Origin of the sequence: Sphingomonas sp. PR090111-T3T-6A (assembly GCF_000383095.1) — a bacterium.
Classification (GTDB): domain Bacteria; phylum Pseudomonadota; class Alphaproteobacteria; order Sphingomonadales; family Sphingomonadaceae; genus Solisphingomonas.
The window spans coordinates 1-12,019 of sequence record NZ_AORL01000025.1 but is presented as its reverse complement, the minus strand read 5'-3'; the positions used below and the strand labels follow the sequence as shown (position 1 = coordinate 12,019).

At 59.8% G+C, this 12,019-nt stretch carries 10 protein-coding genes; 7 read left to right on the top strand and 3 right to left on the bottom strand.

Going from position 1 to position 12,019, the window contains the following annotated elements; all coding sequences use genetic code 11:
- Positions 1–188 precede the first annotated feature (188 nt).
- On the bottom strand, positions 189–1,175 hold the full coding sequence (locus ST3T6A_RS0118415; RefSeq protein WP_019834434.1) for an AAA family ATPase: 987 nt from the start codon (positions 1,173–1,175) through the stop codon (positions 189–191).
- A 665-nt stretch (positions 1,176–1,840) separates the two neighbouring features.
- Positions 1,841–2,050, bottom strand: coding sequence for a hypothetical protein (locus ST3T6A_RS0118410; protein ID WP_019834433.1), 210 nt, complete (start codon positions 2,048–2,050; stop codon positions 1,841–1,843).
- Between the two features lie 196 nt (positions 2,051–2,246).
- Here ST3T6A_RS0118410 and ST3T6A_RS0118405 point away from each other — a divergent pair, with 196 nt between their 5' ends.
- Complete coding sequence (locus tag ST3T6A_RS0118405; RefSeq protein ID WP_019834432.1) at positions 2,247–3,317, top strand: hypothetical protein; 1,071 nt, start codon at positions 2,247–2,249, stop codon at positions 3,315–3,317.
- Between the two features lie 45 nt (positions 3,318–3,362).
- On the opposite strand, the gene ST3T6A_RS0118400 is transcribed toward ST3T6A_RS0118405, so the two are convergent.
- Entirely contained in the window at positions 3,363–4,520 is a 1,158-nt protein-coding gene (locus ST3T6A_RS0118400; protein WP_157602984.1) for a hypothetical protein, read from the bottom strand.
- Between the two features lie 123 nt (positions 4,521–4,643).
- Between ST3T6A_RS0118400 and ST3T6A_RS0118395 the strand changes: the two genes are divergently transcribed.
- The 6 genes from ST3T6A_RS0118395 to ST3T6A_RS21645 all read left to right on the top strand — a co-directional run bounded on the left by ST3T6A_RS0118395 (position 4,644) and on the right by ST3T6A_RS21645 (position 11,936).
- Entirely contained in the window at positions 4,644–5,468 is an 825-nt protein-coding gene (locus ST3T6A_RS0118395; RefSeq protein WP_157602983.1) for a hypothetical protein, read from the top strand.
- A gap of 83 nt (positions 5,469–5,551) precedes the next feature.
- Positions 5,552–7,759, top strand: a complete 2,208-nt coding sequence (locus ST3T6A_RS20620) for an integrase catalytic domain-containing protein (RefSeq protein ID WP_162140550.1) — start codon at positions 5,552–5,554, stop codon at positions 7,757–7,759.
- On the top strand, positions 7,756–8,748 hold the full coding sequence (locus ST3T6A_RS0118385; RefSeq protein WP_019834428.1) for a TniB family NTP-binding protein: 993 nt from the start codon (positions 7,756–7,758) through the stop codon (positions 8,746–8,748). Before ST3T6A_RS20620 ends, ST3T6A_RS0118385 begins: the two co-directional genes overlap by 4 nt.
- Positions 8,745–10,595, top strand: a complete 1,851-nt coding sequence (locus tag ST3T6A_RS0118380) for a hypothetical protein (RefSeq protein WP_019834427.1) — start codon at positions 8,745–8,747, stop codon at positions 10,593–10,595. The genes ST3T6A_RS0118385 and ST3T6A_RS0118380 overlap by 4 nt, the downstream gene beginning before the upstream one ends.
- Positions 10,596–10,671: 76 nt before the next feature.
- Positions 10,672–11,559 carry a hypothetical protein gene (locus tag ST3T6A_RS21295; RefSeq protein ID WP_193378640.1) on the top strand — a complete coding sequence of 296 codons (888 nt, stop codon included), beginning with the start codon at positions 10,672–10,674 and terminating at the stop codon, positions 11,557–11,559.
- 104 nt (positions 11,560–11,663) lie between these two features.
- Complete coding sequence (locus ST3T6A_RS21645; protein WP_157602982.1) at positions 11,664–11,936, top strand: hypothetical protein; 273 nt, start codon at positions 11,664–11,666, stop codon at positions 11,934–11,936.
- Positions 11,937–12,019: the final 83 nt, after the last annotated feature.

Genomic DNA, 12,019 nt, shown 5'->3' with positions numbered 1-12,019 from the left:
CCGCAAATTCGCCGCATGGACTGCGCGATCCGGCACTGCGTCAGGATGCTTTGGATCCCCTCCGCCGGTTTGGGGCCGAAATCGCTCAGAAGCGACCCCCAGTGAACGCATGTGAATATGACGGTACCGCGGCATCTACCTTCCCCCAAACGCAACTTGGAGGAACTATGGCGTGCAGAACAGTCCCGTCAATTCTGCCCGTGAATGGCCAAACGGTCCCGAAGTGCCTGAATTAGGACTTCTGCTGTGAGCAAGCCTTCATTGTCCAAAACGGCATCGCGCGCCGCATCGTCGGCCGCCGCCGCAAGATCTGCTTGGCTCAAATTGGAAACTGCTGCCGTCACGCCTGCCCAATCGAGATTTTCGATATCGAATGGAAGCAAGTGATGCATAAGAACACGTTTAGCGTCTTCCGCAGAAGGCTTCTCATATTTGAATGATGCCTGAAACCGACGGAAGATCGCAGGATCCAATAGGGTCTTGTGATTGGTCGCAGCGATGATGATGCTCTGCGAGTTTTCTTCCTCCAGAAACTGAAGAAACGAATTCAACATTCGCCGTGCTTCGCCGATATCGTTGTCGTTACCTCGGCTGGTCGCCAGTGCGTCCACCTCATCGAAGAAGTAGACACCGCGCACATTGCGCATGGCATCGAAAATCAGGCGCAGCTTCGCTGCCGTCTCGCCCATGAACTTGGTAATCACGCCATCGAGCAGGACGGTGAACAGCGGCAGATTCAACTCCCCCGCGATCACGGAGGCCGTCATTGTCTTGCCCGTCCCGGGCGGCCCCGAGAAAAGAAATTTTCGCCGAGGTTGCAGCCCCCGCTCTTCAAGCGACACGCGCTCACGGTGCTCTCGAATAACACGACGGATTTGGCGATCGAGATCTGCGCCGAGGACAAGATCCCCGAGATTCAGCTCAGGATAGGTGGCCCGCACAAGAGCCGCCAATTCACCACGAGGCCGAACCAGAGGCGTAATGCCGCCCGCGGTCTTAGCACGCTCCATATTGTCCCGGATGCTCTCGACCAGACGCTGCACGTCGCCTGCGACCTTGGTGCGACCCAACCGCTCATGCTCGCCGGCAATCTCTTCAGCAATCGAGAGAAAACGCTCATCATCGCCGGCGGCGTGGCTGCGGATCATCGCGATGAGCTGACGTGCATTAGTCATTCGTCACCTCCTCCGATCCCTTCGCGTCGCATATCCGTCGCGAGGGCGTCTACCTTGTCTTGAAGAGACAAGAGAAGTCTAATCGTTTTATGCAATAAATGCAATTCAATCTTAGCGCCAATCTGGCTAGGATCGTCCCGCAACCAGCGCTCCGCGCGGGCCCTCATCCTTGCTGACAAGGCACCCCTGCCGAGAGCACGCGAAACGGTGGCTGCCGAAACATTGAGCTGAGTTGCCAGCTGTAGCTGATTTAAGCCGCGCTGCTCCATTGCTTCGCTCAGCTGCGCAATCAGAGCCCCAGCCGGCTCGACAGGCTTTCGTCCCACCATGGCAAGTGAATTGCACAAATTGCGTTTTTACGCAATTCTTCGGCTGAATGTCAGTTGGTCGCTATCGACGGGTGGCGCATGGATGCCCGAAGGCCCTCCGACGTGATCCACCACGCCTTCGCAAACGCGTCCAGTTCGGCCCGGGTTATCGTGCTCCGGCATCGAGCTCATGGAGGCGGTCAATCGAGATCTTCGTCTCCCCTGAGAGCCGCTCGTATGGGGTCGCCATTTGCCCGATCCACGCAATGACCTGCCTGCAACCCCGCCGCATAGAATGGGCGGCGGGGAGGTCCCGTGACCAACTGATCACCTGTTTCGGCACTGGACGCTTGCCCATCAGATCAGCGCGAACTGCTCGGTCCGGTCGGTGAGGACGGGACGCGCCCTCAAAGCCGCCTCCACCGCCTTACGATAGTGAATGGTTTGTAGCCGCTCAGCTTCCGCAAATGGGACCGCCCCGTGCCATTCTTCCCCGGGATAAACTGCATCATAAATCTCTTGGACGGCGGCGCGCAGCCGCGCGTCATGCCGCAACCCCTGTTGCATGAGTGACTCCCATTGATGTCCGACTCGCTGTCATCAGCGACGGGCATTATATTGGAACAAAGAAGGAACATTTCCTACGGGTACGATCCTCCGGAAGGCCGTCTGGCCGATCGTGCCGAACGCCTTACCCAGCGTAAGCCACTGCTGAAGAAGCCGAATCCCTGCCTCGCTCGAAATCGCTGTGAGGAAAGAAACCATGCCCAAGATCTGCACATTGACGCCTGAAGACATCGAACTGCTGACGAGGCCCGATCTCTCTGCCGTGCCGCGGCATCGCCAAACCATGGTGCGTCAGCGCCTCGACGCCATCCGGCGATACGAGTCCACGCCTTGGCAAGCCCGCGGCGGTGGAAAGCGCGAGGCGGGATTCGAGGAAGCCAAAAGGCTGGGGCTCACCAAGCATTCCTTCATTTCCCTGGTACGGACATGGCGGAAATTCCGGCGTCCGGAGGCAATCATGGGTGCTCGCCTTGCCCCGAGGCAGAACAGCCCGTCCCCGGTTCCACCTCAGGCGCTGTTGTTGATCAAAAAGGTGATCTGCGAACTCGGGCGACACGGTCCCACGACACATATGATCCGCGAGGTTCAGGCCCGGGCGAAACGAGAGGGCATCCAAGTCCCCTGTGAATATCGCCTGCGTCACGCCATTCTCGGCCAGCGGGAGGTCATGGGGATGAAGGACCTGGCCACGACTGCGAGCAAAGACCTGCTGATCACACACTGCGCGCTCGATATGCAGGTCCGCGGATCGCGGGGAGGGTCCACCCACCCGATCGCCACGCTGATGGCCTATCGCGGCCAGCTACTCGCCATCGGCCTCTCCCTGGACCCTCCAGCTCCAAGAGATGTCGCGCGCATTTTGCGCCAGGCCCTTTCGCTGTTCCCCACAGCAGAGCGATCCGTTGAGGAGGGGCCAATAGCTTTACATATCAACGCGGATCATCGGACGGGGTGGCGCGAGCTGTTCGGCACGATCGGACCCTGTTTCCTCAGGCGCGGCTCCACCTATGAGAAGCTGCGTGCGGGACAGCTCGCCAAGGTGCTCCTGTTCAGCAACGATCATGGTCTGGTCTTCCGACCAGGCCTAACTCGTCGTCCGGAAGAGCAGCGTATGTGCTCGACCGAGGCGCGGGCATCCACTCCGACGCTGGCCGACGCTGAAGCCTCGCTCCAGGCAAGGCTGCAGCCCGTGACAGAGCTCCCCTCTCTCCCTCGTCAGGCGCGCGACACGTTGATCGTCGCTCTCGCCCACTATCTCATGACATGATCGCAACGGAGGCGGGGCATCCGACGCCCCGCCTTCTTTCCTCGCCTAACGGTTCTCGTAAACGCCCCGCCAGTATGCTTGGAGTTCATCCAGAACCTGCAACAGCGCGCCGGCACGAGATGCGTGCTCCGCAGCCAGCTTCGGAAGGCTTTCCGGCCCAAGCAACGCGGCATTGTGCCGCGCGATTTCAGCTCCAAAATGCGCGTCTGCTTCCTCCAGAGACTTCGGGCGCGTAGCTACCGCCTGACGCGTGGCAAAGGCAGTCGTAGGCGCCTCACCCTTTGCCGTAAGGCGCGGCAGCAAACGTATATGGCCAATCCGACGGCCAAGAATCCGCAGAACACGCGCGCCGAAGCGCCTGTCGCCCTCCGCGATCACCTCTGCGATAGGCGTTTCCGCGAGCGCCTCGTCAGCGATCCTCTCCTTGGGGTCGAATCCCGGCCCGACCACGATCGTGGTTTCCAGCCCAGCTCGTGTCGAGCCGGCCTCCGCCCCGCCGCCTTCAAGAAGATCGCGAGCCGCAATCACCGATAACAGACGAATGGCCCATTGATCGTCCCATGGTCCGCACCGCCCGCCCAATATGAGCCCGGTGCCGGCGTCGACGACCAAACATGCGACCGCCTGTTCGCTTCTGCCGTCCATCGCCAGTCGCATGTCGGTTGCGACATGATCGATGAGAAGCGCTGTCCCGAACGCGCTCAAATCTCGCTTTTCCTCGATCCGACGCTCACGCACCAGTTTGCGGAGCGTCGTGATTCCGGGTCCGTCCGAAAGAGTGCGCTTGGCCATCCTCGCGATCGCCTCGTCGGAATGTTCGGGGTTCTCCGCCAAGAGCCGTCCAATTGCCGTCCGCACCTCTCTCAGATTTGCGATCCGGGCACCTTGCGGAGTCATGCTCCGGCCAAATGGCACGACAACCGCAATGCTGCGATGCCTTCGCCAAGCGGCAAGCAGTTGATAAAATGTCACTTTTGCGACCCCGGCGGCCTTAGCACAGGCGGCAAGATCCGGCGTGTCGTCGGTGCGATCTTCATAATCGAGAATGGCCGTGAGACGTCGCATGGCGGCGTCACGTCGATCCGATGGAAGTGTGTCCCACAGGACACGATCGGCCATGGACAGGCCATCCGGCCATGCCCGCTCAAGATTTTTTTCTCCATTTTCCGCTCCTTCTAGGAGCGGCCCGCCAGCCACGCTCATGGCACCTCTATATCTAGATAGAGGTGACGTCTCAAGCAGAGTATTATGATCTTTCGCGGTGTACTTGTCTTCCGCATAGCCCGATCCTAAATGGGTCTCGCCGCAAATGTGGAGACGTCCGAGATGGCCCGCAAAATCCCCCTGCCCAAGCCAAAGCCAACGCCACGCAGGCTGCAACGACGTCAGCAAATGGCTTCGGCTGCCGACTATCGCGATCCTCGTTCGGCCATCCTGACCTCCGACCGCCGGACCATCCGGGTTGTTTCGGCTCCCGATGGCGGTGCCTTGCGCCAAATCATCACCGGCCGTTCATGGATTGGAACCGCGTCATACCCGTCGGCGAAAACGCGCCGTTCACAGCCTGTCGAGGGCCGGACGGAGGATCTATGGACGCTGCGCTGCGAGGTCGACCCCGAGATCCTTGACTATCAGAACCAACCCTTTCGGCTGGAAGGCATTACCGACAGCGGCCCCATCACCTACATCGTTGATCAGATCCGCCTCCTGCGGTCCGGAGTTCGCGAACTGGTTGAGGGCAAGTGCGACGTTCGGGCAGCGACGACCGAACGCGCGCTGGCGCGCAAAGCTCTCGCTCTCGAATTCTGCGAAGCAGCCGACCTTCGCTATCGGCTTGTCTTGCGTGACGAACTGATGGACCGGACGGAGGTCGAGGCCATCGATCTGATCCAAACCTATCGGTTCGTGATCGTCACCGAACGGCATGCACAGATTGCCGCACACCATCTCGCCGACAGTGATGGCGTGTCGACGATTGGAGAGCTTGCCCGCCTGCTTGAGGCTGACCCCGTCCGGGGGCTTGGCATCATCTGTTCGATGATGGTGAGGGGCTTGCTGGCCATCGATCTCACTCGGCGCATCAACCGGGACAGCATCGTCCGTGCGGTGAAGCCCATCGCCGGCTCCTTGCCGAAGCTGCGCTTCGTCTAACGCCGCTCCGCGGCTCCCTGACCACCTTCAGCCTGATGATCGCGGTGTCGATACCGCGATGCGACGGCGCTCGCCCCGTTTGCATGGAAATCAAAATGGACCCCACTCCGCGCTATATCGTCAAGCCAGGCCAGCTGTTCATCTATCTGGATCAACACCTCCGGTTCGAGGGTGAACTCGGCGATGGTCTCCTGTCGCTCATCGACGTCAGTGAGGGGCCACGAAAGGGCACACGTTTTCACCCGGTCCATCCCGCCACAGGAGAACCTGTCGCTCCAGACTGGCATTGGTTCCGTCAGAGCCTATTCGAACGCAAGCTCCGCGTTCCCTATGGGGCGATCGGCACGAACAAGCTGCACGCTGTTCGTTCTGGCGAACTCGACGCGGAGACCATCCACGCCAAGGACCCTCTTGCCCGCAAGAAGCTGTGGACCGTCAACCAACTGAGAGAGCTCAACACTGCTCGCAGCGACAACGCGGTTGCCGCCAATCTCGCCCTCATCTGGACGGATGAGGCCCGACAGACATTTGGTCCGAAGCCAAGCGCCTATACCGCGCGCGGCTGGCTCTCCGACGCACCCGACGAACCCAGGCTGGTCGACATGATGTCCGCAACCGGACGCGTAAAGCGCTGCCCTCGTCTCCCCGAGGAAATTCGCGAATACCTGTTGTCGGCCGCGGTGCTCTACTATGCCGAGCGCGGAACCTCGATCGCAGACTGCCACGCCAAGCTGACCCTTGACGTTGCCGCAGCGAACGCTCGCCGGAAGGAGATCGATCCTGCGGCACAAGATCTGCCTACGCCCTCAAAGGAAACGCTCCGCCGCGCCATTCGTCGTATCGAGTGCAGAGACACGATCGCCGCGAAATATGGCGAGAAATATGCTCGCAAGCGCTATGACGGTGCTGGCCTAGGCACACGAGCCACGAGAATACTTCAATACGTCATCATCGACGACACTCCCCTAGACGGTTTGTGTGTCGTCGATACCGGCAAAGGCTTCATTGCAGCTCGGCCGTATCTAACGATCATGGTCGATCTCTATTCGCGAGCGATCCTGGCGGCTCATGTCAGTTTCACGCCGCCGTCGGCAGAGACCCTGCGCCATACGCTCAAAAAGGCTGTCGCCCCCAAGATCATACGCAGTCCAGACTATCGGGATCGCTACCCATCCCTGGCCCACATTGCGGGTCTGCCCTCCTCTCTCTCCGCCGATAATGGCACCACCTATGTCGCAGCCAGCACGCAGGACAGCCTTGCGGATATGGGTGCGTCCCTGCGCATCTGCCGCGTCGATTGCCCGCAGGACAAGGCCATCGTCGAGCGCGTGATTCTCACGATCAAAACCTATGTGATCCAGAAGCTTCCTGGTGCGACATACCGCCCCGACCTCATGCGGGAGGCTGGGTATGATCCTGAGAAATATGCCTGCCTGACGTTGAGCGAGCTCAACAGCGTGCTCGAGGATGCGATCTGCTTTTATCACATAGAGCCACATTCCGGGATCGGGATGCAGCCACTTCGGGCCTGGAACCGATCGCTTCAGGAATATCCCATCCCGTTCGTGGATCCCGGTGAACTCGACGCCGTCTGGGGCGAAACGATCGCTAGCGTGCGTCTGGATCGGAATGGAGTGCGGCGCTGGGGCCTCCGCTTTGGCGAACCTGCCGCTGTCCGGCAGCTCCTCGACGATCTCGTCGGTGACGAACCGGTCCGTCCACGCCTCGGCAAGCCACGCGTCTACGCAAAGGTCAAATATGACCCGTCCGATCTGGGCGAAATCCGCGTCTGGAACCGCAAGACCCGTCGCTACGTAGCGCTTCCATGCTCCGATCCGGACATGAATGGAATTTCGCTGTGGCAGCATCAGCAACATCAAGATTGGGCGAAACGCGAGAATTTGGAATTCAATACGCCGTTGGAGCGCGCCAAGGCTCGCGATGCGCTTTTGACGAGAATCCGCGATCTCGCGCCCGACATGGCCGCACGCGAGAAGCGAGCCATCGCGCGAATGCTCCAATCGCCCGTCGTCCAGCGTCTCGGGGGTAGCGAGGTCGTCCACGCAATCGCACCAGCCCGCCACGACGGCATGGCACCCGCTACCCATCTCGAGGCCGAACTAGCGGCTACCCAGCGCTTGGACGCGGAGGTCGAGTTCACGCGCCCGCCGATCGGGGCCAAACCAGCTTCGGTACCATCCCCCCTCACCGAGATCGATCAGGCTCCCGCCAGTCCCGACGACGACTGGTCCGCCGAAATCGATGGCACCGACTGGGAGGAATATCGATGAGCGGCATCACTTCCTCGGCTTGGTTCACCCGCGACGATTTTTTACCCGTGGCTGGCCGCAACAGCCCGACCCTATCGCCCGACACCGCCAATCGGGTGGTTGAAGCGAAGAAGCGCTATCGAGGCATCTACATCACCATGCCGCGCGACCATGCCGTCATGCACATGGCCGAAGAGTTACGCCTGACCGCCCTTGCTACCCCGGGGCAGCATCAGCAGGGCGGGCGCTCGTTGGCCCCTACCGGTAGCGGAAAGACATCGCTGGCGCGCCAATATCAGCGCGTCATAGAGGCTCGACAGGAACATCCGGCAGGGTCGCGCCCCGTCGTGATCGTCGCCCTTGAACGAGCGTGCACGTCCAAAAGGCTGTTTTCCGGAATCCTGCGGGAACTCGGGGACGATTTCTATGACCGGGGAACGGAGGATACACTGAAAAAGCGTGCCTACATGCTCTTGCGGGTACTCGGCGTGCAGTTGCTCTTCATCGATGAGGTCCAGCATCTGAATTTTCGTAGCTCCGAGCGCAACGACGTCACCGACACGCTCAAGCGCTTTCTCGACGATGGCGTCGTTCCCGTCATCTTCATCGGGACGAACGACGCGCTCGAGATGTTTCAGCGTAACAAGCAGCTTTCCAACCGGCTCGTGCCGCCATGTGACCTCGATCCGCTCGATATCAAGTCAGGCACCGATCGGACGATATTCCGGCAATTTCTTCGCCGGCTTGACAGTGAACTGGTCGAAAGGGGGATCCTGCAATCTCTGTCCCAGCTCGACGACATTCGCATCGTCAAATGCCTGTTCGCGATCTCCGAAGGGGTGATCGGCCGTGCCGTCAATCTGATTGGTGCCGCGCTCGAAATCGCGATCCGACGCGAGGCAGAAAGGATCGAGCTTTTCGACCTGTCCGAAGCCACCGTTCGGTGGGCAATGGCGCAGGCCTTCATCGATTACAATCCATTCCAGGACGGTCTGAGGAGCGCAAAATGAATATGCTGCGCTCACAATCCTTTGAGGGATTGCCGAGAATCCGTCTTCCGATCGCTCCCTTTCCGGACGAAAGTCTGGTCGGCCTGATCTTCCGCGCCGCATCCGAGAACATGCACGGAAATACCTCGCTCATTTGGACCGCTGCCGGCTATCCGACGGTCTATAGCTACGCCAATTCCGTCCACCACGAGACCTGTCTCCCGAAGCTCGAATATATCCTCGGGCAGCATCCGGGCAGCCTGCGGAGACTGACCCATCCGCTGATAGCTAAAGGACAATTGCGAGCCGACTTCTTCGGAGCGCGCGTGAGCGAATCCGACATCGTCTTGAAACGCCGTCGATTTTCGCCGGCGGCATTACGGATCAACGCCTATCACCGATCGCTCTGGGCCCACGCCCTGGTGCCGTTCTGCACCGAAACGTGGGAATATCTATTGGATAGCTGCCCTCAATGCGGGAGGAATCTCAGCTGGTACATGGCCAGCGGGATGACTGCTTGTGCCTGCGAGTTTGATCTTCGCAATGCCTGCGCTTCGCTGGTGGAGCGGGCCCAACGCCCGAATGCGGGCCTTATGGCCAACCTCCTTGCACCCAATTCCGCGGCCCGAGGCACGGCCATGATGTCGCTCCCTGAACCCCTGCGAGAGATGAATTGCGGCGAAATCTTTGAGCTCGGATGGGGAGCGGGATCCTTGCTAGCCAATCTCCCTAGAAGAACGGGCCACAAGCAGCTTCTTCCTGCGTCAATTGTGAAGGTTCTGGATCTGGGAGGAAGCCTGCTCCGGGATTGGCCCTGCTCGCTGAGACATCAGCTCGCTTCGCTGGCGACCGCATCGGATGCCGCTCGCTTCGACAGGTTTATGGCCCGGCTTCGTACCAAATTGAGCGGAGAGTTCGTACCGTCAGAAATACGGCGAGCTTGGCGCAACGCCCTCCCATCGCGTCAACTTTCGGCGTTGGAAATTCGGCGAGACCTGGACAGTGCCAAAATTACGGCCGGGGAGGTCGTGAATTTGGGAATAAAGTGCAACGCGATACCGAAACTGGTCCGGGCCGGAGTTCTGACGACGAGTGGTCGGTCTGACACCAAGTCAAAGATATTCGCAGTTTACGACCGGCACGAAGTGACGTTCATCCGAAAGCTGTTCGATGACCGCCTCCCGTTCGACGCGCTGTCACACCAACTGGGTGCCACCGGCTACGCGGTCGAGCAGCTCATCTGCCTAAAGGAAATCGAAGAGCTCGATCATCTCGCCGTGAAGATTACGTACCCGCGTCTTCACGTGTCACAGAGATCCGCCGACGCCTTTATGGCCAGACTGCGCTCTCGGGCCATCACATTCGGCACTTCCGAACCCACGATCGCGCTCGCCCGCGCGATGACATGTATAGGCGGGCGGCTGAAGCCCTGGGGGCCGGCGCTGGGTGCGCTGGCCGCCGGGGAGATTGCTTTTACGGTCCGTGAGAGGCCGGGCCAGTTCGCCCAGAATGCGAGCATTCGCTTGGCGGACGTCGAGCGGCTGAGGAAATTGACCTTCGACGAGGGAGACTATCCGGATTTCGCATTTTCAAAGAGGCTGCTCCGCCAGGAGGTAGAAGGGGTCCTGAACCTGACCCCTGTGGGCATGCAACGGGCCATCCGTGCCCGCGATCTCGTTCCACTTCCGACCTCCACCGATCACGATCTCAAATCCGTCCTCGGAAGGGCTCAACGCATAATATCTTCCACCGAAATTGGGGTCCGGTGGTTCCGAGGGGAGAACTTCAGAGCGAGCCAGCTGCGACGCCACCTTCAACCACTGAGCTTTGGTTTTGATCGCGGAGCGACCGAACAGTATTTCGGCTGACGGGCGGGGGTTGCCGCTCTCCACGGGTCGACCGTAACGTGTCCGGACTGACGTGGCTCGATGAAGGTATGCGACTGTGAGTCTGACGATGCCGACGCAATGGCGATATGGTTCGCCAGGCTCGATGGAACCGGCGGCAGTGGCCGCCTTCAACGAGCTTGTGCTTGCGATCGCCGCACAGAGCGCATCGGCGTGGAATATTTTCGAGCTGTTCAAAGCCAAATTCAATGGAGCCCGCTCGTACAGTTCGAGCGAAAGCTGGGCCGCAGGCGACCTTCGCGACGGCATGTTTGCCGCATCCGGTAATGCCGCAGTTTTCATCAGTGCGTTCTGGGCGGGGTGTGAACAGGTTCGAGCCGAGTATCCTACGATCGGGCTGCCCGATGCGGATGTCGTCAACCGCATCCTATCGGAACACAAACTTCCCTATGAAGTGCGTCCCCCGGAGCTGCTGCCACGCAGTTTGCATGCTCCGATCGCCGTCAAAACCCCGGAGAAATCGATCGGTGAGCGCGCGATCGATCTTATCCAAGTCTCGCTAAACCAGGCGGATCGATTCCTGCACGAGCGACAGCCTCGTCAAGCGGTTCAAGAAATTCTCTGGTTACTCGAGACCGTTTCAACGGCATTTCAAGGAAACGAGAGTGGCACTGGAACGGTTGAAGGGAAATATTTCAACGAGATCGTGCGCGACCTCCGCAAATATAATCGGGGCACCGCGCTCGCAGAGGCCCTCGGGTGGATGTTCAAGATGCATGGCTATCTTTCGTCACCGACTGGTGGAGGTGTGCGACATGGCACGCACCTCGCGGGAGGCATCTCGCCGTCGCTGCACGAAGCCCAACTCTACTGCAATCTCACAAGGAGCTACATTAACTACCTTCTCGCTGAACACTCGGAAAGAGGCCAGAGATCAGCTATAACGGCCCAGCCGCAAGCTGGATGGCCATTTAGCTCACGTTGATTGGCCCCAACGAACTCGGCGCGACTCATCGGCCTGCTCGAAAGATCCAAGGGATGAATGCGCCCCAAGCGTCCCACAGCCTAACGCGCGCTTGGATTGCGCTTATGGAGGCGGACCTCGGTTCAGCAATAAGCGAGACGCAATGGGGAAGCGGCGATCATCGGCTGTTGTGCGCCTTGGCAACAGCCATCCAGCGCCACCATGGTCACCACCTCAACGCGTGGATGAACACGTCTCAGTTAGTGTTTCGTGGCAAAACTCCGCGTGAAGCCTTACGTTTCGATGACCCCCGTAATTGGCGCCTGCTGCGACGTGCGCTGACGGCCGAAGCCGACCGCTTACGAAATGAAGAGATCGAAGCTCTTTTTGGAGGCTAATTTTAGCCACCCCTTACCGCCGCAATGTGAATACTCGTGGATGGTCCTCACCGAGATTTTAGGGCTGAATCGGGAAAGGACTT